At 54.7% G+C, this 24939-nt stretch carries 22 protein-coding genes, 3 tRNA genes and 1 pseudogene; 12 read left to right on the top strand and 14 right to left on the bottom strand.

All coding sequences use genetic code 11. The features are described 5' to 3' along the window. Positions 1 to 65: 65 nt before the first annotated feature. From H3L93_RS10250 to tpiA, 6 genes and pseudogenes are all read right to left on the bottom strand, one after another. Entirely contained in the window at positions 66 to 497 is a 432-nt protein-coding gene (locus H3L93_RS10250; protein ID WP_003793370.1) for a 2-thiouracil desulfurase family protein, read from the bottom strand. 46 nt (positions 498 to 543) lie between these two features. Next, positions 544 to 1011: a protein YgfX gene (locus H3L93_RS10245; RefSeq protein ID WP_003793371.1), complete on the bottom strand. Its 468-nt coding sequence runs from the start codon at positions 1009 to 1011 to the stop codon at positions 544 to 546. 5 nt (positions 1012 to 1016) lie between these two features. Continuing rightward, a complete protein-coding gene (locus H3L93_RS10240; RefSeq protein ID WP_003793373.1) occupies positions 1017 to 1376 on the bottom strand; it encodes a hypothetical protein in 360 nt (119 codons plus the stop codon). An 81-nt stretch (positions 1377 to 1457) separates the two neighbouring features. After that, positions 1458 to 1543: transfer RNA gene (locus tag H3L93_RS10235), tRNA-Leu, on the bottom strand. Positions 1544 to 1784: 241 nt separating this feature from the next. Further along, positions 1785 to 2135, bottom strand: a pseudogene (gene secG, locus H3L93_RS13195) (preprotein translocase subunit SecG); the annotation flags it as partial. Positions 2136 to 2140: 5 nt separating this feature from the next. Next, positions 2141 to 2917: a triose-phosphate isomerase gene (tpiA, locus tag H3L93_RS10225; protein ID WP_003793376.1), complete on the bottom strand. Its 777-nt coding sequence runs from the start codon at positions 2915 to 2917 to the stop codon at positions 2141 to 2143. Positions 2918 to 3172: 255 nt separating this feature from the next. On the opposite strand from tpiA, the gene dnaK reads away from it, so the two are divergent. Then, the gene (gene dnaK, locus H3L93_RS10220; RefSeq protein WP_003793378.1) at positions 3173 to 5095 is read left to right on the top strand and encodes a molecular chaperone DnaK; all 1923 of its coding nucleotides are present in this window, start codon (positions 3173 to 3175) and stop codon (positions 5093 to 5095) included. 165 nt (positions 5096 to 5260) lie between these two features. Here the strand turns inward: dnaK and H3L93_RS10215 are convergent, their stop codons facing one another. Next, the gene (locus tag H3L93_RS10215) at positions 5261 to 6361 is read right to left on the bottom strand and encodes an FUSC family protein (protein ID WP_040558040.1); all 1101 of its coding nucleotides are present in this window, start codon (positions 6359 to 6361) and stop codon (positions 5261 to 5263) included. Positions 6362 to 6427: 66 nt separating this feature from the next. On the opposite strand from H3L93_RS10215, the gene orn reads away from it, so the two are divergent. Both orn and H3L93_RS10205 read left to right on the top strand, forming a co-directional pair. After that, the gene (orn, locus tag H3L93_RS10210; RefSeq protein ID WP_003793382.1) at positions 6428 to 7006 is read left to right on the top strand and encodes an oligoribonuclease; all 579 of its coding nucleotides are present in this window, start codon (positions 6428 to 6430) and stop codon (positions 7004 to 7006) included. Positions 7007 to 7017: 11 nt separating this feature from the next. Continuing rightward, complete coding sequence (locus H3L93_RS10205; protein ID WP_050755531.1) at positions 7018 to 7461, top strand: chorismate--pyruvate lyase family protein; 444 nt, start codon at positions 7018 to 7020, stop codon at positions 7459 to 7461. A 179-nt stretch (positions 7462 to 7640) separates the two neighbouring features. Here the strand turns inward: H3L93_RS10205 and H3L93_RS10200 are convergent, their stop codons facing one another. Further along, the gene (locus H3L93_RS10200) at positions 7641 to 8579 is read right to left on the bottom strand and encodes a metal ABC transporter solute-binding protein, Zn/Mn family (protein WP_003793386.1); all 939 of its coding nucleotides are present in this window, start codon (positions 8577 to 8579) and stop codon (positions 7641 to 7643) included. 269 nt (positions 8580 to 8848) lie between these two features. On the opposite strand from H3L93_RS10200, the gene miaA reads away from it, so the two are divergent. Beyond that, on the top strand, positions 8849 to 9826 hold the full coding sequence (gene miaA, locus H3L93_RS10195) for a tRNA (adenosine(37)-N6)-dimethylallyltransferase MiaA (RefSeq protein WP_003793389.1): 978 nt from the start codon (positions 8849 to 8851) through the stop codon (positions 9824 to 9826). Positions 9827 to 9839: 13 nt separating this feature from the next. Here the strand turns inward: miaA and H3L93_RS10190 are convergent, their stop codons facing one another. After that, positions 9840 to 10064, bottom strand: coding sequence for a hypothetical protein (locus tag H3L93_RS10190; RefSeq protein ID WP_003793392.1), 225 nt, complete (start codon positions 10062 to 10064; stop codon positions 9840 to 9842). Here H3L93_RS10190 and H3L93_RS10185 point away from each other — a divergent pair. Further along, complete coding sequence (locus tag H3L93_RS10185) at positions 10063 to 10581, top strand: RDD family protein (protein WP_003793393.1); 519 nt, start codon at positions 10063 to 10065, stop codon at positions 10579 to 10581. The two genes, H3L93_RS10190 and H3L93_RS10185, sit on opposite strands and share 2 nt — an antisense overlap. A gap of 343 nt (positions 10582 to 10924) precedes the next feature. On the opposite strand, the gene H3L93_RS10180 is transcribed toward H3L93_RS10185, so the two are convergent. The 3 genes from H3L93_RS10180 to H3L93_RS10170 form a co-directional block, all read right to left on the bottom strand. Further along, the gene (locus tag H3L93_RS10180) at positions 10925 to 11173 is read right to left on the bottom strand and encodes a BolA family protein (RefSeq protein ID WP_003793394.1); all 249 of its coding nucleotides are present in this window, start codon (positions 11171 to 11173) and stop codon (positions 10925 to 10927) included. 109 nt (positions 11174 to 11282) lie between these two features. After that, positions 11283 to 12278, bottom strand: a complete 996-nt coding sequence (gene mltG / locus H3L93_RS10175) for an endolytic transglycosylase MltG (RefSeq protein WP_003793397.1) — start codon at positions 12276 to 12278, stop codon at positions 11283 to 11285. A gap of 181 nt (positions 12279 to 12459) precedes the next feature. Then, positions 12460 to 12663 (bottom strand): cold-shock protein, encoded by a 204-nt coding sequence (locus H3L93_RS10170; RefSeq protein ID WP_003793400.1) that lies wholly within the window; start codon positions 12661 to 12663, stop codon positions 12460 to 12462. A gap of 200 nt (positions 12664 to 12863) precedes the next feature. Between H3L93_RS10170 and clpS the strand changes: the two genes are divergently transcribed. The 3 genes from clpS to H3L93_RS10155 all read left to right on the top strand — a co-directional run bounded on the left by clpS (position 12864) and on the right by H3L93_RS10155 (position 16117). Next, on the top strand, positions 12864 to 13169 hold the full coding sequence (gene clpS / locus H3L93_RS10165; protein WP_003793401.1) for an ATP-dependent Clp protease adapter ClpS: 306 nt from the start codon (positions 12864 to 12866) through the stop codon (positions 13167 to 13169). Next, positions 13166 to 15436 carry an ATP-dependent Clp protease ATP-binding subunit ClpA gene (gene clpA / locus H3L93_RS10160; RefSeq protein WP_003793403.1) on the top strand — a complete coding sequence of 757 codons (2271 nt, stop codon included), beginning with the start codon at positions 13166 to 13168 and terminating at the stop codon, positions 15434 to 15436. The genes clpS and clpA overlap by 4 nt, the downstream gene beginning before the upstream one ends. A 234-nt stretch (positions 15437 to 15670) precedes the next feature. Then, positions 15671 to 16117 (top strand): CopD family copper resistance protein, encoded by a 447-nt coding sequence (locus H3L93_RS10155; protein WP_003793408.1) that lies wholly within the window; start codon positions 15671 to 15673, stop codon positions 16115 to 16117. 188 nt (positions 16118 to 16305) lie between these two features. Here H3L93_RS10155 and H3L93_RS10150 read toward each other — a convergent pair. Both H3L93_RS10150 and H3L93_RS10145 read right to left on the bottom strand, forming a co-directional pair. Further along, positions 16306 to 16381: transfer RNA gene (locus H3L93_RS10150), tRNA-Ala, on the bottom strand. A gap of 45 nt (positions 16382 to 16426) precedes the next feature. Then, positions 16427 to 16503: transfer RNA gene (locus H3L93_RS10145), tRNA-Met, on the bottom strand. 241 nt (positions 16504 to 16744) lie between these two features. Between H3L93_RS10145 and H3L93_RS10140 the strand changes: the two genes are divergently transcribed. The 4 genes from H3L93_RS10140 to H3L93_RS10125 all read left to right on the top strand — a co-directional run bounded on the left by H3L93_RS10140 (position 16745) and on the right by H3L93_RS10125 (position 24911). Next, positions 16745 to 18127, top strand: a complete 1383-nt coding sequence (locus tag H3L93_RS10140) for a Na+/H+ antiporter family protein (protein ID WP_003793413.1) — start codon at positions 16745 to 16747, stop codon at positions 18125 to 18127. A gap of 98 nt (positions 18128 to 18225) precedes the next feature. Beyond that, complete coding sequence (locus H3L93_RS10135) at positions 18226 to 18450, top strand: SlyX family protein (protein WP_040558042.1); 225 nt, start codon at positions 18226 to 18228, stop codon at positions 18448 to 18450. 526 nt (positions 18451 to 18976) lie between these two features. Further along, positions 18977 to 20896, top strand: a complete 1920-nt coding sequence (locus tag H3L93_RS10130; RefSeq protein WP_003793424.1) for an autotransporter assembly complex protein TamA — start codon at positions 18977 to 18979, stop codon at positions 20894 to 20896. A 145-nt stretch (positions 20897 to 21041) separates the two neighbouring features. Beyond that, complete coding sequence (locus tag H3L93_RS10125) at positions 21042 to 24911, top strand: translocation/assembly module TamB domain-containing protein (protein WP_003793427.1); 3870 nt, start codon at positions 21042 to 21044, stop codon at positions 24909 to 24911. Positions 24912 to 24939: the final 28 nt, after the last annotated feature.

Below are 24939 nucleotides of genomic sequence, written 5' to 3'. Positions count from 1 at the left end.
GTTTTCAGGCTGCCGAATGTTTTTCAGGCTGCCAACTATTTTCAGGCTGCCTTTAATGGCTTCTGCTACACATCCTCCACATCCACCACCTCAATCCCCAACTCGCGCAGCCGCTGTGCAAACAGCCCGCTGCCCGCCACCAGCTTCCCCGTAAACGAGCCATCGTATACGCAATTCACGCCGCAAGTTGGGCTGCGCGATTGCAACACCGCATGGCTAATCTTGCGTTGTCCAATCGCCGCAATGGCTTGCGCCACCCCGTGCTGATAAATCTCGTGCACATCGCGCCCCGAACATTCCGTTACCCTGCCGTTGATAAGTTCCGCAGGTTCGCGCGGCGTGGGCAAGCCCGCCAGTATTTCAGGGCAAATCGGCAACACTTTCTTCCCCGCCAAATACGCCACCGCCCGTGCGCTGTAATTGTTCTTGCCGTTGAATTTGCAGTTTTCGCCCAAAATGCACGCGCTCACCAGTATGCAAGGCTGTTCGTCTTCCATATTTCGCTCCGTTGAATGGCGTTTCAGGCTGCCTTGGCTTGCGCCATCAAAAAATCCCTTTGCGCCGTTTGCGCACACCCAGCTCCACGCCCGTGCGCCGCTTAATCTGCGCCCGCGTGGGCTGCCCATATTCCAGCCACAGCCGCAACTGGCGAAACGCCGCTGCATTGGTGGCATCGTAAAACACACATTGCCAAAACGCCGCATCCATCGTCTGCCAATGGATAAAACACGCCCAGCGCGTTGCAAGGCAGCCTGAAATCGGCTGCGCGGCAAAGGCTTCATCGCCGATGAACACCGCCGCAAAGCCCTGATTGTCCACCATCAAACGTTTCACATCGTAACGCGGTTTGCGCCACACCCATGCGCCGCACGCCGCAATCGCCGCCAGCAACCCCCATTTCAGGCAGCCTGAAAAATAAGCGCACACCGCGCAAACAAGCAGCGCGGCATAGCACAAAGCCAAGCCGCGCTGGATGCGGGAGGGAACAAAATCCGCGCGAAACGCCTGCATCGCCGCTACGCCATGTTGTCAAACACGGGCGTGATTTGCAGCTCCGCCTCTTCCAAATCCAGCACCGAATCGTGCACTTCCAGCTCAAAAAACTGCCAAAACGTTTCCAAATCCAAGTTTTTCGGATAGGTGGATTCGTCTAACGTCCAGCCCGCCAGCTCGGCTTTGAAAATGCCCAAATAGCGCTCGTCAAAATACGCCACTGCTTCTTCGGGTTCTTCAAACACGGGAATCAAAAACACGCTGCAATTAGCTCGCAACTGGGCGAGCGTCAAATCGGGCATATCCTCTTGCGAGTTGTTCAGCCATGCGAGGAAATGTTCGGTGGGTTTGAGCACCACCGCGCTGCGGTCTACGAAATACATAAATAATCCTTAAAAAGAGCGGCATAAGGCAGCCTGAAAACAGATAAAGGAAAAGCAGCTAAAAATAGCTGCTTTTGGATTTGGTGCCGACAGCGAGACTTGAACTCGCACGAGCTAGGCTCACTACCCCCTCAAGATAGCGTGTCTACCAATTTCACCATGTCGGCGTAAAGTTTACTTTTTGTTTTGCTTGCCAGCGGGTTTGGCATGTTTGTTTTTGCCGGCGTTGTTTTTGTTTTTAGCCAGTTCGGCTTTTTTGCTGTTTTCTTTTTTAGCAGTGGGTTCGCTGGCTTGTTTGGCAGGCTCGCTGACTGCTTCCGCACTGGCGGCTACGGGCGCAACCGTTGCATTTTCCGGAACGGTCTGGCTGGCAGATGTTACACTTGCTGACGTAGCAGCGGGAGCGGTTTGCTGTGGCAATGCAGGCTGCGATGCAACCGAGACAGAACTGGCGGGAGCAGATGCGGCAACAGACGCAGTTTGTTGCACGTTGCTGAAATCAATGCCCTTATTGCGGTTGCCGCTGTGAACATAGCTCAAAGCCAAGCTGGATATGAAAAAGATGGTTGCAAACAAAGCCGTCATGCGGCTGAGAAAGTTTGCGTTGCCCGCCGAACCGAATACGCCTTGCGCACTGCCCGAGCCGCCAAAACCTGCGCCTGCGTCTGCGCCTTTGCCTTGTTGCATAAGCACCAGGCAAACTACGCTGATAGACGAGAAAATGTTGATGACGAGGATAAGTGTTTTAAAGGCTGCCATTGGGTTTATTGTGTGTTTTGCGCGGCTTGGATGATGGCAGTAAAGGCATCGTATTTGAGCGATGCGCCACCAACAAGTGCGCCGTCAACGTGGGGAACGCTAAAAATTTCGGCGGCATTGGTATCGTTTACGCTGCCGCCATAAAGAACGCGGATATTAGCATCGTTGCCACACAATGACAAGATTTCGTTGTAAATAAATGCGTGCATATCGGCAATTTGTTCTTTTGTTGCGACTTTTCCCGTGCCAATCGCCCACACGGGCTCGTAGGCAACGGCGAAATTTTGGGTTTTAAGCCCTTTGAACACGGAGAGTTGGTAGGCGACGGCTTCTTTTTCGCGCCCGTCTTCGCGCTCTTTCAGGCTTTCGCCCACGCAAAGCAGCGGCAGCAGACCCACGTTTAATACGTTTTCTATTTTCAGGCGTTGCACGTCGTTTTTTTCGTTGAAGTAAAGGCTGCGCTCGGAATGCCCGATGAGCACGATGTCCACGCCCACATCGCGCATCATTTCGGCGGACACTTCGCCTGTGTATGCGCCTTTGTCGGGGAAGCGGCTCACGTCTTGGGCGCAAACGTGGATTTTGTTGTCTAGCACGATTTGCACGGCGTTGTGCACTTGCAATAGGTAAACGGTGGGCGGGGTGATGCCGATGCAGACGTTAGACGCGGCGGGCAGTTGGCGCAGTTTGTGAACGAGGTTGTTGTTGTTGTGGAGCTGCCCGTTCATTTTCCAGTTGCCGATAACCCATTTTTGTTGCCAGATGTTGATTTCTTGTTCCATGATTTTTCCTTTGTTGAGGCAGCCTGAAAGTGTTAGCTGCGGGAATTGTAGCGCAATTTGGGCTTTTCAGGCTGCCTTTGTTATGCAATGTAGGCAGCCTGAAAATTTTATTTGACTACTCTTGAAAACCAAAAAATGCACCCTATCTAGCAAGCCATCAAGGCGCGGCAATCCTTTCAGGGCAGCCTGAAAACGATATTTAACCCCCGCGCACTATTTATTTTTAATTTTTATTGCATTTAAGGAGCAAACAACATGGCAAAAGTAATCGGTATTGATTTAGGCACAACCAACTCATGCGTCGCCATTTCCGAAAACGGCAGCACCAAAGTGATTGAAAACGCCGAAGGCGCGCGCACCACCCCATCGGTTATCGCCTATTTAGACGGCGGCGAAATTTTGGTGGGTGCGCCCGCCAAACGCCAAGCCGTAACCAACGCCAAAAACACCATCTATGCGGTAAAACGCCTGATTGGTCATAAATACGAAGACAAAGAAGTACAACGCGACATCGAATCCATGCCGTTCAAAATCGTGAAAGCCAAAAATGGCGACGCATGGGTGGAAGCACAAAGCAAAGAGCTGTCGCCCCCGCAAGTTTCCGCCGAAGTGCTGCGTAAAATGAAAGAGGCCGCCGAAGCCTATTTGGGCGAAAAAGTAACCGAAGCGGTGATTACCGTACCCGCCTACTTTAACGACAGCCAACGCCAAGCCACCAAAGACGCGGGCCGCATCGCGGGCTTGGACGTGAAACGCATCATCAACGAGCCGACTGCCGCCGCATTGGCGTTTGGCATGGACAAAGGCGACAGCAAAGACCGTAAAATCGCCGTATACGACTTGGGCGGCGGCACATTTGATATTTCCATCATTGAAATCGCCAACATCGACGGCGACAAACAGTTTGAAGTATTGGCCACCAACGGCGACACTTTCTTGGGTGGCGAAGACTTTGACCAACGCATTATCGACTACATCATCGCCGAGTTCAAAAAAGAGCAAGGCATTGATTTGAAAAATGATGTGATGGCATTGCAACGCTTAAAAGAAGCGGCGGAAAAAGCCAAAATCGAATTGTCTAGCGGGCAACAAACCGAAATCAATCTGCCGTACATCACCATGGATGCCGCCGGTCCAAAACACTTGGCGATGAAAATCACCCGCGCCAAATTTGAAAGCCTGGTGGAAGATTTGATTCAGCGTTCCATCGAGCCTTGCCGCACCGCGTTGAAAGATGCCGGTTTGAGCGCAAGCGATATTGACGATGTGATTTTGGTGGGCGGTCAAAGCCGTATGCCCAAAGTGCAGGAAGCGGTTAAAGACTTCTTCGGCAAAGAGCCGCGCAAAGACGTGAACCCTGATGAAGCGGTTGCCGTGGGCGCAGCAATTCAAGGTGAAGTGTTGAGCGGCGGGCGCAGCGATGTGCTGTTGCTGGACGTTACGCCGTTGTCGCTGGGGATTGAAACCATGGGCGGTGTGATGACGAAACTCATCAACAAAAATACCACCATCCCCACCAAAGCATCGCAAGTGTTCTCTACGGCAGAAGACAATCAATCTGCGGTAACCATTCATGTGTTGCAAGGTGAACGTGAACGCGCTTCGGCTAACAAATCGCTGGGTCAATTTAACTTGGGCGATATTGCACCTGCACCACGCGGTATGCCACAAATTGAAGTTACCTTTGATATTGACGCGAACGGTATTTTGCACGTTTCTGCCAAAGACAAAGGCACCGGCAAAGCGGCAAACATCACCATCCAAGGTTCTTCCGGTTTGAGCGAGGAAGAAATCGAACGCATGGTGAAAGATGCGGAAGCGAATGCGGAAGAAGACAAAAAACTGCACGAGCTGGTGCAAAGCCGTAACCAAGCAGAAGCGTTAATCCATTCTGTGAAAAAATCGTTGGAAGAACACGGCGATAAGCTGGACGCTGCGGAAAAAGAGAAAATTGAAGCGGCGGTGAAAGCGGCCGAAGAAGCGGTGAAAGGCGACGATAAAGCGGACATTGACGCGAAAGCCGAAGAATTGGGCAAAGCGAGCCAAAAATTAGGCGAGATTGTGTATGCCCAAGCGCAGGCGGAAGCGGAAAAAGGCAGCGCAGAAAGCGCAGCATCATCGGATAAGAAAGATGATGATGTGGTGGATGCGGACTTTACCGAAGTGAAAGACAAGTAAGCATCGCGTGATGCTTGCATGAATAGGCAGCCTGAAAACGGGAAAAAGCGTTTTCAGGCTGCTTTTGTGTTTGTAGGTTGGGCATTGATGCGCGACCTACTTAGGTTTTGCCATGGTTTCAGGCTGCCTGCATCGTGCAACCAAGGCAGCCTGACCCCCCCTTGCCTAGCCCGCGCCCAATTTCGCTTTCTCCGCCGCTGTGAGCCATTTTTCGCGCTGCGATTGCAGCAGGGTAAGCAGGTTGCCGAGTTCGCTGCGGATATTGAGGCTGGTCCACACGAAGCCTTGGGTTTCAAACGGCAGCTTGGCGGCGATGGCGCGGACTTGCGCTTCTTCGGGGAAATGAATGCTGATGGGTTGCCGCCATTCGCCTTTGAGCAGCTTGGAGGCGCGGTGCAGGTCGTGTTGTAGGGTGGCGAAGTGGCGGCTGAGCAGCTGTTCGTCTTCGATGCTGAGCCGCGCTTTGGGCAGCTTGGGCACGGTGGCGAGCATCAGGTTGATGCTGCTGACGATGTTGCGCTGGCTTTGCTGGATGCTGTCGAGCAGGGCGAGGTTGATTTTGCTTTCGTGGGCGGTGGGAGCGAGCAGGCTGCGCGATTTTACCAGCCGTGCGTTCAGGCTGCGTTGTTCCAGCCACAGGGCGTTTTGGGTTTCTTGCGGCAGGGCTTTGTGGACGGTAATCAGCGAGAATTGGTGGGCGCAGGTGGCGAGGTTGTCGGACAGCAGGAACCGCCATGTGAGCATGGATTTGATGGGGATGAGCGCGGAGGCGACAAGCACGATGAACACGCCAATTATCACGTTGATGGCGCGGATGATGCCGGCGTGCAGCCAGTTGTCGCTCACGTTGCCCAGCAGCATCGCCATGGTGAGCCCGGCGAGCATGGCGGCATAGCCGTAGTTGCCGAGTGTGTGCCAGCCGCTGACGGCGCTGATAACGGCGATGGCGATGAAGTAGAGCGGGCTGTTGTGCAGCAGGTGGTGGTTCAGCCAAATCAGCGCGATGCCGATGGTCATGCCTAGCAGCGTGCCGATGATGCGTTCATACGCTTTGCTGTTGATTGCGCCTTGATAGGGCACGCTGCCGAGCAGCACGAATACGGTCATCGCTATCCATTCGCCGTGTTCAATGTTGCCCAAATAGGCAATCAAAATGGCAGCCACCACGGCAAGCGATAGGCGGATGGCGTGCATGGCGCGTTGGTGTTGATAGCGTTTATAGGGGTTAAACCATTCTTTAAACCAGTGGGATAGGCGGTGGGGCATGATGGGCAGCCTGAAGAAGGGAATGGCGTATAATAGCGCGTTTTGTGTAGTGGAAAGTAATCAAAAATGAAAGACCAAAACAATCTTTGCTGGCTGGATATGGAAATGACGGGGCTGAACCCTGAAACAGATAAAATCATTGAAGTGGCGATGATTATCACGGATAAGGATTTGAACGTGTTGGCGCAATCGGAAGTGTTTGCCATCCATCAAAGCGATGAAATTATGGACAACATGGACGAATGGTGCACCACCACGCACGCACGCACGGGCTTAACCGCGCGGGTGAAAGCCTCGTCGTATAACGAAGCCGAGGTGGAGCAAAAGCTGTTGGATTTTATGGGCGAATGGCTGCCCGCCAAAGCCTCGCCGATGTGCGGCAACACCATCCATCAAGACCGCCGCTTTATGGTGAAATATATGCCGCGCTTGGAGGCGTTTTTTCACTATCGTAATTTGGATGTGTCCACGCTAAAAGAATTGGCGCGGCGTTGGCATCCTGCGGTGTATAAAGGCGTGGTGAAAAAGGGCTCGCACAAGGCGTTGGACGATATTTTGGAAAGCATAGACGAGCTGAAATATTACCGCGACACCTTTTTAAGGCTGCCTGCGCCTGATAATACCGCCGCGCCCGCAGCCGAGTAACGCGCATGATAATGTGGCACACCGATTTACCCGACAGCCCCGTTGACAGCCGCTTGGCAACGGCGCAATCGCTCACGGCGGCGTTGTCGCAACGGGGCGATTTTGCCGTGCGGCTGGACGCGCTGGGCGAAACGCAGGGCGGCGAAGGCATTTTCAGGCTGCCGCAACCGCAGTTCGCCCGCCGCGTTACGCTGCTGCTGGACGGCGTGGCGGTGGTGCAGGCGCAAAGCGTGTGCGCGCCGGATTCGCCGTGGCGCAAATGGCTCGATTGCGGCACCACGCCGCTGGGGCAGATGCTGTTTTCAGGCTGCCTGCCGCTCACGCGCAGCCCCTTGCAGTTTGCCAGCGCCGAGCCTTTTTTGCTGGCGCGGCGTTCCACGTTTGATTACCACGGCAATCGGCTGGATTTGCTGGAATGCTTTTTGCCCGAGATATTGCAGTTTGCGGCAGCCTGAAAACAGACTAAGCCGATAAAAAAACCTGTATCCCCATGGGTGATACAGGTTTGGTTTTTTCAGGCTGCCTTTATTCTCTCTATCGGTTTAACCGTCAGACGGCGGGATTAAACCGTTCTCTTTGTTTGCAGATTCATCATACAAGGCAGCCTGAAAAACGGGTTGGCACGCTGGGCAAACTATTTCATCGCCCCTGCCATGGTTTTCACGTTGTAGCGGAACATATCGGCATAGGTTTTCGCAGGCGCGCCTTTGGAAAGCGCATCGGAATACAGCACGCCGCCCACTTTCGCCCCTGTTTCCTGCGCGATGCGTTGCACCATGCGCCCGTCTTTAATGTTTTCGGTGAACACCGCTTTCACGCCCTGCTGTTTAATCTGGCGAATAATCGCGGCAACGGTTTTTGCCGAAGCCTCGCCCTCGGTGCTCACGCCTTGCGGCGCAAGAAAGGTGATGCCGTAGCGTTTTGCCATGTAGTTAAACGCGTCATGCCCTGTGAGCACTTTGCGTTTGTCGCGCGGGATGGCGTTGAACTGCTCGCGCGCATAGCCGTCCAGTTTCACCAATTCCGCCGAATAGCCTTTAAACCGCGCTTGGTAATAATTTGCGCCTGCGGGGTCGGCTTTAATCAAGGCTTTGGTAACGTTTTCGGCGTATTTTTGCATCAACACAGGGTCGTTCCACACATGGGGGTCAAACTCGCCGTGGTCGTGATGATGATGCCCTGCGTGGTCGTGGTCATCATGGTCGTGGTCGTGATGATGCGCGTGTTCCTCCTCCGCTTTGAGCGGCGTGATGCCTTGCGTGGCTTCCGCATACGGCACGCGGCTTTGTTTCACCGCGCGCAGCACTTCGCCACTTTCCAAGCCCAAGCCGTTGAGCAGCACCAATTTTGCCGCCGCAATTTTTTTCACATCGCCGCCGGTGAGCTGATAGGCGTGCGCGTCTTGGTCTGCGCCCACCAAGCTGGTTACGGTTACCCGCTCGCCGCCAATTTGCTGGGCAACATCGCCCAACACGCTAAAACTGGTTACCACAGGCAACGCTTCTGCCCAAAGGCAGCCTGAAAATGTTAAAGCAACAGCCAAAACGGTTGATTTAATTGCGCGTTGGCGCATGATATTTCTCCTTGTGAATATTGTGTAAACAGGGGTTAAGAAAAAAACGCCCGCGATTATACACGGATTTTGTGTTACGGTATTACATTGTTTCAGGCTGCTGATGTGTAAGCAAAAATTGTTAGCACGAGCGGGGCGGCGCAACGCAACACGCCGCAGATGAGATTGCTGCGCCATGCTGCGTGCGCTGTTTTCAGGCTGCCCATCCATTCCCCAAAGGCAGCCTGAAAGCCCGTATAATCCGCCCACTTTTGTTTACCCCAACCGCCATGCCCCAGCCCAAAGCCTTCGCCATCCTCGGCGCAACCGCCAGCGGCAAAACCGCCCTTGCGCTTGCCATCGCGCAACACTTTCCCTGCGAAATCATCAGCCTAGACAGCGCACTTGTGTACCGCGACATGAACATCGGCACCGCCAAGCCCATCGAAGCCGAGCTCGCCGCCGTGCCGCATCATTTGATTGACATCATCAGCCCCGTTGAAGCATACAGCGCGGCGGATTTTGTGCGCGACTGCACGCGCTTGGTGGGCGAAATCCACGCCCGCCAACGCCTGCCGCTGATTGTCGGCGGCACCATGATGTATTACCACGCGCTCACGCAAGGCTTAAACGCGCTGCCCGAAGCCAGCCCCGCCCTCCGCGCCCAACTGCAAGCGACCAAAGCCGCGCACGGATTAGCCTTTTTATACAACGAATTGCAACGGCTAGACCCCGAAACCGCCGCCCGCCTCAAACCCAACGACAGCCAGCGCATTGAACGCGCCCTAGAAATCTACCAGCTCACAGGCAAGCCCATGAGCCAACATCTTGCCGCCCATGCCACCGCCGCCGCGCCGCTTAATCTGCACACGCTCGCGCTGATTCCCAGCGACCGCAGCCTGCTGCACGCGCAAATCAACCAGCGCTTTAACCAAATGATAGAACACGGCTTTTTAGACGAAGTGCGCCAACTGCGGCAACGTTACCCCGCGCTGCACCCCGATATGCCATCCATGCGCTGCGTGGGCTACCGCCAAGCGTGGCAGCATTTGGATGGCGCAACCCGCTTCGCCCAATTTGTTGAACAAGGACAAGCCGCCACGCGCCAGCTCGCCAAACGCCAGCTCACTTGGCTGCGCAAAATTCCCGCCGACACCGTGTTAGACCCGTTTACCAGCGGTTATCAAGCCGCCGCCCTTGCCGCCGTGCAAAACAGCATTTTGCTTGCGCCGAAAATCAGTTTCAGGCTGCCTAATCCAACCCCATAAGGCAGCCTGAAACCTAAAATGGAGCGGCGACGGCTCGTCGCCAAATGTGATTCAACATGATTTTATTGATTGAAAATATGTCGGCGAGCCGCCAGCTCTCCATCGGTTGCAGATTTTGCAAAGGTTTCAGGCTGCCTAACCACACAAGGCAGCCTGAAAAAGGGTAGGGTGTAATCATCCATGCTTCATCCTCGCCCAAACCATTTTCAGGCTGCCTCACCCCCACAGGACACCCCATGCGCCCCATCGCCCCGCTCAAACGCCGCTTCGCCGCCTTGCTGTATGAAAGCCTGCTGATTGGCTCGGTAACCATACTCGCAGGCATCGCAGCGGGCATCATCAACACCGTCATCACCCGCAGCGCACCCACGCTCGCGCCCGCCATCCCGCTGCTTACCAGCCTCGTGTTTGTGCTGGCGTGGTGGCAATACTTCCGCCTGAACTGGCAGCGCGAAGGGCAAACGCTGCCGATGCGCGTGTGGCAAATCGGGCTGATTAACCTTGCGGGCAGCCGCCCCAGCAAACGGCAGTTGTTTCTGCGCTTTGCGTGGGCGTGCGTGCTGCTGGTGTTCATTCCCCTGCTTTCCTACGCCGCCTTGCAACACATCGGTTGGCACGGCAGAAACGCCGCCGTCGCCGCGCTGTTTTGGTGGATATTGCCGTGGGGCTTTGCTCTGTTTCACCCGCGCAAACAGTTTTTATACGACTGGCTGGCGGGCACGGAATTGGTTGATTTGCGCCAAGCAGGCGAATAAACGGGCGGTGTTCCTGTAAACAGAGGCTGCCTGAAACCTTTGCAAAATCGATAACCGATGGAGCGTCGGCGGCTCGCCGACATCTTGGTAAACCAGTAATGCTCTGTTTAATCAGCCGTTTGGCGGCGAGCCACCGCCGCTCCATTTTAGGTTTCAGGCTGCCTCGTGGGTTTTGCAAAGGTTTCAGCCTGAAAATTGCAATAGCGTATTCATAGGGATTACAGGTTAGCCACATCGGCAAGCATTCGCCGCGCCGCAAGCCATGCAGGCGTTTGCGCCACGCAAAAAGGCAGCCTGAAAACGCATCTAACACGTTTTCAGGCTGCCTTTTATGTTTACTGACTTACTGCTGCTTCGCCGCCCACTCCGCAGGCGTTGCCGCCACGGTAATCGATAGCGCGTGCAATTCATTGCTCGCCAGCTTTGCCGCCAGCCCATCTTTAATCAAGCGATGCCGCGCCAGCCGCGCCTTGCCCTCAAACGAAGCCGAGACAATTTTGGCGAAAAAATGATGCCCGTCGCCTTCCACTTCAATCAATTCGCAAGGGGTAACTTGGGCAATCAGCTCTTTAACTTGTTCCGGAAACAACATATTCAATCCTCAATCGTGTGGTGTGTGAAAACGCGCGATTTTAGCATAATCGACAACCAATATTTTCAGGTTGCCCATCACCCGAGGCAGCCTGAAAACGATGTATCGCCTACTTCTTCTTCAAAATATATTTCTGCACCGCCGCATTATGCTCGTCCAGCGTGCGGCTGAACTGGCTGCGCCCCGTGTCGTCCATGCGCGAAACAAAATACAAATAATCGCTATCGGCAGGGTTGGCCGCCGCTTGCAACGCCGCGCGGCCGGGCAGCGCAATTGGCGTGGGCGGCAAACCGGTGCGCGTGTAGGTGTTATACGGCGTGTCGCGCTGCAAATCCGCCTTGCGAATCTTGCCCTGATACGCCGCGCCCATGCCGTAAATCACCGCGGGGTCGGTTTGCAGGCGCATGCCCTTCGCTAAGCGGTTGCGGAACACCGCCGCCACATCGCTCCTGTCGTCCTCATGCGCCGTTTCTTTTTCCACCAAGCTCGCCATAATCAGCAAGTCATACGGTTTCTGATACGGCAGATTCGCCTGTTTCGCTTCCCAAGCCTTGTTCAACTCGCGCTGCATCGCCTTGTAGGCAGCCTGAAAAATCTGAATGTCGCTGCTGTCCGCCGCAATCTCGTAGCTGTCGGGGAAAAACAAGCCCTCGGGGTTGGCAGACACGGCATCGGGGTCGATTTTTCGTAGCAATGCCTCATCGCTCAACGCGCGCGTGTCGTGCCGGATATTCGCCGTTTGGTTGACGATGCGGCGCATCTGGCTAAACCGCATTCCTTCCACAATCTGCACCGAAACCAAATCGGGATTGTTTTGGCGCAGATGCTGCAAAATTTGCCAACTGGACACCCGCCCGGCAAAACGGTAGCTGCCGCTGGTGAGCTTGTCGTGCACGCCCAGCGCGTATGCCGCCGACACCAACACATAGCGGCTGTAAATCTTATCTTCCGCCGCCAATTTGCGCCCCACCGCCGCCATGCCTTGCCCCTTTTCCACTACCAAGCGGTAAGGCATGCCGTTATTTTTCGGCGCAAACAGCAAAGCGGCATACCCGATTGCCAGCAGCAAAACCGCCGGCACAATCAAAAAACGTTTAACAGTCATGCGAATCAAAATACCGTTGAAAAATAGAATTATAGCTTAAATCGGCAAAGCACGTTTTCAGGCTGCCTAACCCCGTTGTGCAAACGCATAGGCAGCCTGAAACCGGCACCCAAACAAAAAAGCAGACAACCCAATCCGAGTTATCCGCTTTGTGCGATTTGGTTAATCTGGTCAAACGCGATTACGCGCCTTGGATATTGGCGGCCTGTTTACCTTTGGGGCCGGTGGTTACATCAAAAGAAACTTTTTGACCTTCTTTCAATGTTTTAAAGCCTTCCATGTTGATTGCCGAGAAGTGTGCGAACAAATCTTCGCCGCCTTCGTCAGGAGTGATGAAACCAAAGCCTTTAGCGTCGTTAAACCATTTAACTGTACCAGTTGCCATAAAATGCTACTCTCTTACTAAAAATATTAAACAAAAAGCAGTTGGAGCAAGTTTAAAAGCAATTCTTTGCAGAGAACGGTTCTGAACGCACACCAAATGCTGTTTGACGTTTTACTCACTTTAACGGATATCGTCAAGTTTTGTTTAGGCAAACACAAACTTTTTCATTAAAATAACAAAAAATACAACAGAAGCCCACCATGAGCCTGCACCAAGCCACACGCCAATCGCAAAAAACCCAACTCGCGCCGCCGAAAAAATACGGCGTTTTTCTGTTAAATGACCATTACACACCGATGGATTTTGTGGTGGATGTGCTGCAAGATGTTTTCAGGCTGCCTGAAAGCAAGGCGGTGAGCATCATGCTGGAAGTCCACCATCATGGCAAAGGCTTGTGCGGCGTTTACACGCGCGATATTGCCGAAACCAAGCAGCAGCAAGTGATGCAGCTTGCCGATGAGGCAGGGCATCCGCTGATGTGTACGATTGAGGAAGTATCTCTATGATTTCAAAAGAACTTGAACTGATTTTGCAAGATTTATACACTCACGCCAAAAATGCGCGGCATGAATTGGTGGGCTTGGAGCATTTGCTGTTGGCGATTGTGCAAGGCTCAACCGATGTGAACGCGGCGTTGCAGCATTGCGGCGTGGAAACCGCGCTGTTGGTGGTGCAACTGCAAGAAAGCATTGATGAAAACACGCCTGTTTACCCCGCCGACCAAGCCACGCACGAGCCGCAGCCCACGGTGGGCTTTCAGCGCGTGATTCAGCGGGCGATGATTCATGTGCAGCATTCGTCGCAGGATAAGGTGTTGCCCGAAGATGTGTTGATTGCGCTGCTGGATGAAGACGACAGCCCTGCGGCGTATTTCTTGCAACTGCATTCGGTTAAACGCATTGATTTGCTGCGCTATTTCTCGCATCGTTCAGGCAGCCTGAATGCGGGTGCGCCATCACGTTCGCAGGATGATGACGACAACAATCTTGCCGATAATCCGCTGGAAGCCTACACCGTCCACCTGAACGCTGAAGTGCAGGCCGAGCGCATTGACCCACTCATCGGGCGCGAGGCGGAAATGGAACGGATGTTGCAAGTGTTGTGCCGCCGCCGCAAAAACAATCCCTTGCTGGTGGGCGAGGCGGGCGTGGGCAAAACCGCGCTGGCGGAAGGCTTGGCGTATTTGATTGAGCGGAACCAAGTGCCCGAAGTGTTGGCGAAGGCGCAAGTGTATTCGCTGGATATGGGCGCGCTGCTGGCAGGGGCGAAATATCGCGGCGATTTTGAAGCACGGGTGAAAGCGGTGTTAAAAGCGCTGGCGGCGGTGCCCAATGCGCTGTTGTTTATTGATGAAATCCACACCATGATAGGCGCGGGCAGCACGCAAGGCAGCGTGATGGATGCGTCAAACTTGCTCAAACCTGCGTTGGCAAAAGGGCAGCTGCGCTGCATCGGCGCGACAACGTATGACGAATACCGCACCATTTTCGCCAAAGACCACGCCTTAAACCGCCGTTTCCAAAAAATTGACATCAGCGAGCCGAGTGTGTCCGAAACGGTGCAAATTTTGCAGGGCTTAAAGCCGATGTTTGAAGCGCACCACAACGTGCATTACACCGACGATGCTTTTCAGGCTGCCGCAGAGCTGTCGGCCAAATACATCAACGAGCGATTTTTGCCCGATAAAGCCATTGATATTATTGACGAAGCAGGCGCAGCCCAACGCATCGCGCAGCCTGAAAACCGCCAAGACGAAATCGGCAAAAACGAGATTGAACGCATCATCGCCAAAATCGTCCGCATTCCCGAAACCACCGTGTCGCACGACGATAAAACCGTGTTGCGCCACCTTGCCGACACACTCAAAGCCAAAGTGTTCGGGCAAGACGAAGCGATTGATTTGATTACCACCGCCATCAAGCTCGCCCGCTCAGGCTTGGGGCAGCCTGAAAAACCGATTGGCAGCTTTTTGTTTTCAGGCAGCACAGGCGTAGGCAAAACCGAAGTCGCCCGCCAACTTGCCAACGCGCTGGGCATCACGCTGCAACGCTTTGATATGTCGGAATATTCCGAGCCGTTTGCCGTAACCCGATTTATTGGCGCGCCCCCTGGCTATGTGGGCTTTGACCAAGGCGGCTTGCTCACCGAAGCCATCAACAAGCATCCACATTGCGTGCTGCTGTTGGACGAAATGGAAAAAGCACATCCCGATATTTACAACGTGTTCCTGCAAGTGATGGACGCGGGCAGGCTCACCGACAACACGGGCAAAAGCGCGGATTTCCGCAACGTCATCATCATCATGACCACCAATGCGGGCGCGCAAAATCTCAACCGCGCCAATTTTGGCTTTACGGGCAAACACGAGCGCGGCGACGAGATGGAAGCCATCAAAAAAACTTTCACGCCCGAGTTTCGCAATCGCTTGGATGCTGTTGTGCCTTTCGCGCCGCTCACGCCCGAAATCATCCTGCGCGTGGCGGATAAATTCCTTGCCCAACTGGGCGAACAGCTTGCCGCGAAAAACGTTTCCGCCAGCTTTGGCAGCGCGTTGCGCGAACACCTTGCCGCCAAAGGCTTTGACCCGCAAATGGGCGCGCGCCCGATGCAACGCCTGATTCAAAGCGAAATCCGCCAAGCCCTTGCCGATGAATTGTTATTCGGCAAGCTGGCAAACGGCGGCAGCGTGGCGATTGATTGGGATAACGAGGCGCAGAAAGTGGTGTTGGAAATGAACGCGGCGAAAGCGGCGCCGGAAAAAGAAACGGTGTGATGGTTTTCAGGCTGCTTGACGAACAAAAGGCAGCCTTGCCCCTTTGTCCAAATCTTTGATTTGGGTATCAGTGAGTATCTAAATCTTTGATTTAGCCATGCGAACTTATGCAAAGCCAAAGAGGTATACCGCAGCGCAGCGCGCAAGGTTGAAAACCCGATAACGCATGCAACCCGTCATCAGGCAGCCTGAAAGGTCTGTTGCCCCGTTTTCAGGCTGCCGCAAAGGAATCTTATGTCTGCCCTTTATCCCTATGCCCACATCATCCATCTTTATTGCGCCATCACTTTTGTGGGCGGCGTGTTTTTTGAAGCGCTGGTGCTCAGCGTGATGCACAGCAAACGCGTTTCGCGCGAAGCCCGCCGCGAAGTGGAGCGCGCGCTGTCATACCGCGCCGTACGCGTGATGCCGTGGGTGGTGAGCGGCGTGTTTTTGTCGGGGCTGACCATGCTGCACCGCTACGCCGCCGTGTTGCGCCATCCGTTTTCGGGCGGCTTTGCCACCATGCTTTCGCTGAAAATTCTGCTCGCGTGCGGCATTCTCGCCCATTTTGTTATCGCTGTTTACAAAATGAAAACCCACACGCTGACGGTGGGCTGGTCAAAATACATCCATGCGGCGGTGTTTACCCAAATGCTGCTGATTGTGTTTCTGGCGAAGGCGATGTTTTATTTTGCTTAGGTTGATTACTGTGCTGCGATGGAGCGTCGGCGGCTCGCCGACATTTTGCTGATTAGCGCAGCCTTGTTTAATTTGCCGCGCCATCGGTTGCGACGCTGCATAAAGATTTCAGGCTGCCTCGGGCAAATAAAACACAATATCTCGCAAACAAAAAAATCCCAGTCGTTGCGACTGGGATTTCTGTTTTGTGGTGGAGGTAAGCGGGATCGAACCGCTGACCTCTTGCATGCCATGCAAGCGCTCTACCAACTGAGCTATACCCCCGATTATTAAAATAAGTTGGAATGGATGATTCCAACTTATGTGATTTGGTGGCGAATCAGGGACTCGAACCCCGGACACAAGGATTATGATTCCTCTGCTCTAACCGACTGAGCTAATTCGCCGTGTGGAAGCCGCGCACTATACTGGGCTTGGGTTTTTTCGTCAAATGAAATTTTGCGTTTGCGCTGGGGGTGGGTTGATTTTTAATGAAATTCTGTTGGCAAGGTGGGGCAGGGTAGCCTGAAAGTGTGTAAAGAGTAGGCTGGCGGGGATTTTTGATTTGTTATGTTAAGGGATGTTAAGGTATGATGCGTTTTTTTGTTTTCAGGCTGCCTGTTGCTGGGCGGCGGGAGTTGTTGTGCAATGAATGCGGTCATTATTGGTGTTTTGGTGATGCTGGTGTTGTCGGTGTCGCGGATTCATGTGGTGTTGAGTTTGGTGATTGGGGCGTTTGCGGCGGGGCTGGCGGCGGGTTTGCCGTTGTCGGACGTGAGCGATGCGGCGGGCAATGTGGTTACCAAGGGGGTGATGTCGCATTTTCAGGACGGTTTGGCAAACGGGGCGACGATTGCGCTCTCTTATGCGATGCTGGGGGCGTTTGCGATGGCGATTACGCATTCCGGGCTGCCGCAGCAGATGGCGGGGGCGATGATTCGGCGCATTTCCACCAACCAAACGCAGGATACGATTCCCTCGGGCATCAACGGGGTGAAATGGGGCTTGCTGTTGGCGCTGCTGGCAATGGGGGTGATGAGCCAGAATGTGGTGCCGATTCATATCGCGTTTATTCCGATGATTGTGCCGCCTTTGTTGTTGGTTTTCAATCGGTTATACATTGACCGCCGTTTGCTGGCGTGTGTGATGACGTTTGGCTTGGTTACGACTTATATGTTTCTGCCTTATGGTTTCGGCGCGATTTTTTTGAACAAGATTTTGCTGGGCAATATTGAGAAGGCGGGGATGAGCGTGCAGCATATCCATGTGATGGAGGCGATGGCGATTCCCGCGCTGGGCATGGTGGCGGGCTTGCTGCTGGCGTTTGTGCATTACCGCAAGCCGCGCGTGTATCAGAACCAGCAGGTGGATGTGGACGCGGCAAGCGAGGCGGCGGGGCAGCCTGTGGTGTCGTCTTATCGCAGCGCGGTGGCGGCGGTGGCGATTTTGGTGTGCTTTGCGATTCAGTTGGTTTACAAGGATGCGCTGATGCTGGGCGCGCTGCTGGGCTTTGCGGTGTTTATGATGCTGGGGGTTGTGCGCCGCTCGGAAGCGGATTCGGTGTTTAACCGCGGGATGCAGATGATGGCGATGGTGGGGTTTATCATGATTGCGGCGCAGGGCTTTGCCGAGGTGATGAAGGCGACGGGGCAGATTGAGCCTTTGGTGCAGGCGAGCGCGACGATGTTCGCCGGCAATAAAACGATGGCGGCGTTTGCCATGCTGATGGTGGGCTTGCTGATTACGATGGGGATTGGCAGCTCGTTTTCCACGCTGCCGATTATCACGGCGATTTATGTGCCGCTGTGCGTGAGCTTGGGCTTTTCGCCGATGGCGACGGTGGCGATTATCGGCACGGCGGGGGCGTTGGGCGATGCGGGTTCGCCCGCTTCGGACTCTACATTGGGCCCAACCATGGGTTTGAATGTGGACGGTCAGCACGACCACATGCGCGATAGCGTGATTCCCACGTTTATTCATTACAACATTCCGTTGTTTATTGCGGGGTGGATTGCGGCGGTGGTGTTGTAAGCCTTGATGTTGTGATACAGAGGCAGCCTGAAAATGGGTTTTATGGTTTTCAGGCTGCCTTTTGATTGGGATGATGGATGACGAAACGAGTGAACCCGATGAACGAGAACGAATTAGAAAACCGAATGATTGAGCTGGAAATCCGCCTTGCGCTGCAAGACGAGCTGGTAGGCAGCCTGAATGACACCGTTGCCAAAATGCAAGATGCGCTGGATTTGCAGCAGGCACAGTTGCGGCTGCTGTACAACAAAATCCAGCAGCAAAGCGAGGGGGCGGGGGATAAGCCGTATAGTTTGGCGGATGAAGTGCCGCCGCATTATTGAGGCAGCCTGAAAACACAAAATGGAGCGGCGACGGCTCGTCGCCAAATACCAAATAGTTGATTTAATATGTTTGTTGATTAGGAATATGTCGGCGAGCCTTTGATGCGCCATTGGTTGCAGGTTTTGCAAAGGTTTCAGTCTGAAAAAATTGAGGCAGCCTGAAAAAAGGTTACGCGCTTGCTGGGGCTAAAATGGTTTTCAGGCTGCCTCAATCTGCTAGGCAGCCTGAAACCTTTGCGAAGCCTGTAAACGATGAACCGATGGCGCACCAAAGGCTTGCCGATATTTCACTAACCAGCAAAGTCTTGTTGAATGCGCCATTGAGCAACACAAGCCGTTGCCGCGCCGTTTTGGTTTTCAGGCTGCCTCAGGATTTTTCTGAAAGCGTGTAAAACGTTAAACCTGTTTTCAGGCTGCCTCACCCCAAAGGCAGCCTGAAAACGCCACCCGCCGCATTATGCTAAAATGCCGCCCATTTTTGTATTCCATCATCTCGCCATTAGGCAGCCTGAAAACGCCCATCATCATGATTTTTCGCCACACCGCCCTGTTTTCTTGTTTACTCGTATCCATCAGCAGCCCGCTGTTTGCCGCCACGCAAAATTCCAGCGAAGCCGCTTCTGCGCCCACCGCCGCCAGCAATGAAAGCGCAGAGCAAACCCCTGCGCCGCCGCTGAAAAAATCCGAAATCTCCCCGCGCAAAGACAAAAGCAAAAGCGAGCAGGCCAACGAAGAAGACGACAAAGAACTCACCCCCAAATACCCCATCATCATTGAAGCCGATAACCCCGAAATCCAAAAAATGTTGGAGCAGCATCTGCCGCTGATTGCCTACCAACGCAAAGAAGAACTAGACAAAGAACAGCTGGGCTACCTCGCCGAAGACGCGCCCAACGACGCGCGCAACATGATAAAAACCGAAGGTTATTTCAACAGCGAAGTCAGCGTAACGCCCGAAGGCGAGGGCTACCGCGTGAAAGTCATCACCGGCAAGCGCACTACGATTGACAACGTAAACGTCGCCATTTTGGGCGACATCCTGCAAGACGACACGCTCGGCAGCTACTACAAAAACGCCTTTTCCAACTGGCAACTGCCCGTGGGCGCGCCCTTTCGCCAAGAAGATTGGAGCAGCAGCAAAACCTCCGTGCTCACCGCCGTAACCCGCAAAAAATACCCGCTCGCCCAGTTCACCGGCACGCAAGCCGCCGTGAACCCGCAAACGCAAAAAGCCGATTTAACCGTAACCGTGGACAGCAAAAAGCCGATTTATTTCGGCGATTTTCAAATTAAAGGCAACCAACGCTATCCGCAAAGCGTGATTTCAGGCATGGCGCAGTTTAAAACAGGCGATGTGTACGACCTAGACAAACTGCTGGATTACCAGCAAGCCCTAGAAAACGACAGCCACTACACCGGCGCGTCCGTGCAAGCCGATTTTGATAATTTGCAGGGCGACCGCGTGCCCGTGAAAGTTGCCGTGTCCGAAGCCAAACGGCAAAAATTTGAAACCGGCATCAGCTTTGATTCCGAATACGGCTTGGGCGGCGAGCTTGGCTACGAACACTACAACATTTTCAACCGCGGCTATGTGGGCTCGTTTGCATGGGAGATGGACAAATACCAAACCAAGCTGGGCATCGGCATCAGCCAGCCGCGCAAAGGCTCGGGCTATTTCAACACCGCCAACCTTGCCTACAGCCGCAGCACCACGCAAAACTTGGAAAAACGCGGCATCACATCGGGCATCTGGCGCGTGCGCGACCGCGATGGCATTGAATCGCGCGTGGGCATTGAATTCATCGCCGAAGACAGCCGCATCCCCAATAGCAATGTCAATTTTGGGCGCAGCTACGCCACCATGCTCACCGCCGCATGGAAACGCCAACGGCTAGAAAGCCTGTTGCGTCCGGCCAATGGCTATTATTTAAGCGGCAAAATCGGCACCACACTCGGCTCGCTGCTTTCATCCGCGCCCATGATTCGCGTACACGGCAGCGCAGGCTATTACTACACGCCCGAAGACAAAAAACTGGGCACATGGGTGGCGCGCGGCGAAATCGGCTATGTGCACACCAACCAAAAATTTGAAGACGGTAACGTGCCCTCATCATTGATGTTCCGCTCGGGCGGCGCAAGCTCCATCCGCGGCTACGAACTCAACAGCATCGGCAGAAAAATCCCGCCCAGCAGCGCGGTCTTGCCTGAGCGCGCCATGTTTGTCGCCAGCGCCGAATACCAATACCCCATCAAAGGCAGCTTCGCCCTTGCCGCGTTTCACGATGTGGGCAGCGTTGCCCACCGGTTCAAAGACATGACCCTATACCACGGCACCGGCATCGGCGTGCGCTGGTTCAGCCCCGCCGCCCCGTTTTCGTTTGACATCGCCTACGGGCATCGCGATAAAAAATTGCGCTGGCATATTAGCTTGGGCACGCGGTTTTAGGCATGAGGCAGCCTGAAATAAGCTTTGCAATCCTTTTGGCTTTGCCGCGCAGCTTGCGCTATCCGTCGCATCATCAGTTCGCAAAATATCGGCAAGCCGAATTCCGCCTAAGGCAGCCTGAAAACCCCCTTCACAATAAAACACCATGACCGAGCAACCCTCCCCATCCCAAGAAACTCCCACCGTTTCCCCGTCATCCAAAAAATCCAAAAAACTCCGCCGCCTGCTCAAATACACCTTGGGCGCGGTTATCGTTCTGCTTGGTGCAAGCGCAGGCGGCGCGGCATGGCTGCTGAATACCAACAGCGGCTTGCGTTTTGCCGTGTATCAACTGCCCAAGCTCGCCGACATCCAAATCACATCCCAAACGCTAACAGGCAGCGTGTTGCAAGGCATCAACGCCGACGAGCTGCGCATCATCACCCCCAGCGCCGATATAGATATCAGCAGCCTCTATTTCCAATGGCAGCCCAGCCAGCTCTGGCAACGCCATCTGCACATCAACCAAATCAACGCGGGCGACATCCACATTCAATCCAAACCCACACCTCCGCAGCCCAAAAGCCCGCGCCCCGATGCGCCCATCAGCATCAGCCTGCCCATCAGTATCGCGCTAGACAACCTCACCATCAACAGCATCACCCAAGGCAAAAACCACACCGAAATCCTGCGCCAAGCCCAAGCCAGCTACATCTACAACCACCAAGAACACCGCATCAAAATAGGTAGCCTGAAAAACTATTGGTCCAGCACCCAAGGCGAACTCGCCGCCAACACCGCCGCCCCCTTCGCCCTATCAGGCGATTTGGTGTCAGACGGCGAACTGGACGGCATCGCCGTCAGCAACGTACTCAACCTATCGGGCAGCCTGAATAACATCAGCATCAACACCGCCCTAGCAGGCAACGGCATCGGCTTGCACGCCAACACCCAACTGCGCCCGTTTGCCAAACGCATTGACGACCTAATCGGCAAAGTGAACATCATCGGGCAGGGCATCAACCCCAAAGCCTTCCTGCCCAGCCTGCCCGAAGCCTCGCTGTATTTCACGCTCGGCATCACGCCCGATTTGGACGACACCAAAACCACGCTGCGCGGCGCGCTCAACCTGCGTAACGAGCTGCCCAAAACCGCCGACAACAACGGCATCCCCGTTAAACTCATCAACGGCATTTTCAATATTGACGACAACGGCACAATCAAAATAGACCACATCCAAGCCAACCTGCTGCAAAAAGGCAGCCTGAAAATCGCAGGCGACATCCGCACCAGCGACCAAACCCTCAACCTCACCGCCAACATCGCCCAGCTCACCAGCAGCGATGCCCTCAGCACCGCCCTTGCCCCCACGCTCAACGGTGACATCAAAGCCACAGGCACATTTGCCGACCCGCAAATCAACTGGCAACTCGCCACCGAAAACGCCCAAAGCAAAGGCAGCCTGAAAATCGCCACCGATACCAAAAACGCCCAACGCACCTTGCTGCTAGAAAACGGCAGCGTCAAAGCGAACAACGGCGGCGAAGTCAAAATCGCAGGCAGCTTGGAGCTGTTCCAAAACCAAAAACTCACCCTGCAAGCATCCAGCCAAAACTTCAACCCCAGCGCGCTCTACCCTAGCTTCCCGCAAGGCAACATCAACGGCAAAATCCAAGCCACAGGCGAAATCGCCAAGCAACAAATCCACAGCGAACTCAACTTCGCCCCCTCCACCCTGTCGGGCGCAAACCTATCAGGCAGCGGCGTGGTCGATTACCGAGACAACCACCTCAGCCGCGCCGACCTCGCCATCCGCCTAGGCAACAACCACCTCAACACCAAAGGCGCATACGGCAAACAAGGCGACAACCTCGCCCTAGACATCAACGCCCCCAATCTCAACCTATTCGGCTTCGGGCTACAAGGCGCACTTACCGCCAAAGGCAGCCTGAAAACCACCGCCAACGGCTACACCCAAGTGGATGCCAACCTCAACGGACAAGCCCGCGGCTTTGCCCTCGGCGAAGCCCTGCGCATCCAAAACCTAGACTTCAAAATCCAAGCCAGCCCCAGCCCCACCGCCCCGCTCAACATCACACTCAACGGCAACCACATCAGCGCAGGCGGCATCGCCATTGACAACATCAACGCCAGCCTTAACGGCACGCAACGCCAACACCAATTCAAAGCCCAAAGCAGCCTGAAAATAGACAACAAACCGCTTACCCTACGCGCCGCAGCCAGCGGCGGGCTAAACGAAAAAATCCAATGGCAAGGCAACATCAGCGAACTCAACATCGCAGGCGCGCTCAACCTACGCCTGCAAAACACCATGCGGCTAGAAGCCAGCGCCGAACACGTCGCATTAAGCAAAGCCAGCTGGCAAGCGCTTGGCGGCAGCCTGAATCTAGACCAGCTCACATGGAGCAAACAAGCAGGGCTGGTAACCAAAGGGCGCGCCAATAATCTCAGCCTAGAACAGCTACACAACTTCTACACCCCGCCGATTGAGCACAATCTCACCATCGCCGCCGACTGGGATTTAAGCTACACCCAAAGCCCGCGCGGCTACCTAAACCTGCGCCAACAAGGCGGCGACATCACCCTGCCCACCGCCCGCAAGCAGCCGCTCAATCTACAAAACTTCGTGCTTAAAACCACGCTAGACGGGCGCGGCATCCACAACACCATCACCGCCGACACCCGCTACGGCAAAGCATCGGGCGACTACAACATCCTGCAAGCCTTCGGCAGCGGCAAAATCACCGCCGCCCCCGTAAGCGGCAAAATCCAATTCACCAACGACAACTTGGAAAGCCTGAAAAGCATGATGCCCGTGGGGCACATCATCCAAGGCTCGCTCGTTGCCACCGCCCAAATCGCCGGCACCGTCGCTACGCCCAAACTCAGCGGCACGGTAAACGGCGACAACCTGTACTACCGCAACCGCCAAGTCGGCATCATTCTCGACAACGGCAGCCTGAAATCGCATTTAGACGGACAACGCTGGCACATCGACTCGCTCACATTCGACCGCAAAGGCGGCAAAATCAGCCTGACCGGCGATGCCGCCTATGTGAACAGCGCGCCCGATGTGAACGCCAAAATCACCGTCGCCCAATACCCCATCCTAGACCAAGCCAGCCGCCGCCTCACCCTGTCGGGCACAACCGACATCAGCTACAACAGCAGCGGCATCACGCTGACCGGCAGCCTGAAAACCGATATGGGACGCTTCGGCTTCCAAGAAAGCAGCGCCCCCACGCTCGATGACGACGTGATTATCGTGGGCGAAGTCAAACCCCCGCCTGCACCCCCGCTGCCGCTCAAACTGGATTTGGAATTTGACCTCAACGACCGCCTGTTCTTCGTGGGCGAAGGTTTGCGCGTGTCGCTCGGCGGCAAACTCAACCTCACCTCCCACACCACCGCCGACGTGCAAGCCGTGGGCAGCATTTACATCACACGCGGGCAATACAAAGCCTACGGGCAAGACTTGGTGGTGAAAAAAGGCATCATCTCGTTTGTTGGCCCGCTCACCAAGCCCAATCTCAACATCCGTGCCGAACGCCGCGCCTCCCCCGTGGGCGCAGGCGTGGAAGTGCTCGGCAATCTGGAAAGCCCGCGCGTGAGCCTCGTTGCCGATGAACCGATGAGCGAAAAAGACAAACTCTCATGGCTGATTCTCAACCGCGCCAGCTCTGGCAGCGACAGCGACAACGCCGCGCTCGCCACCGCCGTCAGCGCCTATCTGGCAGGCAAGTTCAACGACAAAATGGGCTTTGTGGACGACTTCGGGCTAACCACCCAGCAAACCCGCAACATCAACACCGGCGAACTTAACCCCGCCCAGCAAGTGCTCACCTTCGGCAAACAGCTCACGCAAGACCTCTACCTCGGCTACGAAGTCGGGCTGGGGCAAGCCAACCAAACCGTTAAACTGGTGTATCAACTTAGCCGCGCCTTCCAAGCCATCGCCCGCATCGGCACGCTTTCATCAGGCGGCGAATTGAAATACATCAAACGCTTTGATTAACACAGCACAGATAGAGGCAGCCTGAAAA

This window comes from Kingella oralis (genome assembly GCF_014054985.1).
GTDB classification, from domain to species: Bacteria; Pseudomonadota; Gammaproteobacteria; order Burkholderiales; family Neisseriaceae; genus Kingella_B; species Kingella_B oralis.
The sequence above is the reverse complement of the archived record's forward strand: the minus strand, read 5'-3'. Positions and strand labels throughout refer to the sequence as shown.

Coding starts and splice junctions, on each gene's coding strand:
- H3L93_RS10180 (WP_003793394.1), bottom strand. CDS start 11,173: ATGTTGTTTCCGGAACAAGTTAAAGAGCTGATTGCCCAAGTTACCCCT.
- H3L93_RS10200 (WP_003793386.1), bottom strand. CDS start 8,579: ATGCGCCAACGCGCAATTAAATCAACCGTTTTGGCTGTTGCTTTAACA.
- tpiA (WP_003793376.1), bottom strand. CDS start 2,917: ATGGAACAAGAAATCAACATCTGGCAACAAAAATGGGTTATCGGCAAC.
- H3L93_RS10170 (WP_003793400.1), bottom strand. CDS start 12,663: ATGGCAACTGGTACAGTTAAATGGTTTAACGACGCTAAAGGCTTTGGT.
- H3L93_RS10205 (WP_050755531.1), top strand. CDS start 7,018: ATGTGGCACACCGATTTACCCGACAGCCCCGTTGACAGCCGCTTGGCA.
- H3L93_RS10250 (WP_003793370.1), bottom strand. CDS start 497: ATGGAAGACGAACAGCCTTGCATACTGGTGAGCGCGTGCATTTTGGGC.
- H3L93_RS10240 (WP_003793373.1), bottom strand. CDS start 1,376: ATGTATTTCGTAGACCGCAGCGCGGTGGTGCTCAAACCCACCGAACAT.
- mltG (WP_003793397.1), bottom strand. CDS start 12,278: ATGACTGTTAAACGTTTTTTGATTGTGCCGGCGGTTTTGCTGCTGGCA.
- H3L93_RS10135 (WP_040558042.1), top strand. CDS start 18,226: ATGAACGAGAACGAATTAGAAAACCGAATGATTGAGCTGGAAATCCGC.
- H3L93_RS10140 (WP_003793413.1), top strand. CDS start 16,745: ATGAATGCGGTCATTATTGGTGTTTTGGTGATGCTGGTGTTGTCGGTG.
- H3L93_RS10215 (WP_040558040.1), bottom strand. CDS start 6,361: ATGCCCCACCGCCTATCCCACTGGTTTAAAGAATGGTTTAACCCCTAT.
- orn (WP_003793382.1), top strand. CDS start 6,428: ATGAAAGACCAAAACAATCTTTGCTGGCTGGATATGGAAATGACGGGG.
- H3L93_RS10130 (WP_003793424.1), top strand. CDS start 18,977: ATGATTTTTCGCCACACCGCCCTGTTTTCTTGTTTACTCGTATCCATC.
- clpS (WP_003793401.1), top strand. CDS start 12,864: ATGAGCCTGCACCAAGCCACACGCCAATCGCAAAAAACCCAACTCGCG.
- clpA (WP_003793403.1), top strand. CDS start 13,166: ATGATTTCAAAAGAACTTGAACTGATTTTGCAAGATTTATACACTCAC.
- H3L93_RS10190 (WP_003793392.1), bottom strand. CDS start 10,064: ATGGGGTGTCCTGTGGGGGTGAGGCAGCCTGAAAATGGTTTGGGCGAG.
- H3L93_RS10245 (WP_003793371.1), bottom strand. CDS start 1,011: ATGCAGGCGTTTCGCGCGGATTTTGTTCCCTCCCGCATCCAGCGCGGC.
- H3L93_RS10155 (WP_003793408.1), top strand. CDS start 15,671: ATGTCTGCCCTTTATCCCTATGCCCACATCATCCATCTTTATTGCGCC.
- H3L93_RS10185 (WP_003793393.1), top strand. CDS start 10,063: ATGCGCCCCATCGCCCCGCTCAAACGCCGCTTCGCCGCCTTGCTGTAT.
- miaA (WP_003793389.1), top strand. CDS start 8,849: ATGCCCCAGCCCAAAGCCTTCGCCATCCTCGGCGCAACCGCCAGCGGC.
- dnaK (WP_003793378.1), top strand. CDS start 3,173: ATGGCAAAAGTAATCGGTATTGATTTAGGCACAACCAACTCATGCGTC.
- H3L93_RS10125 (WP_003793427.1), top strand. CDS start 21,042: ATGACCGAGCAACCCTCCCCATCCCAAGAAACTCCCACCGTTTCCCCG.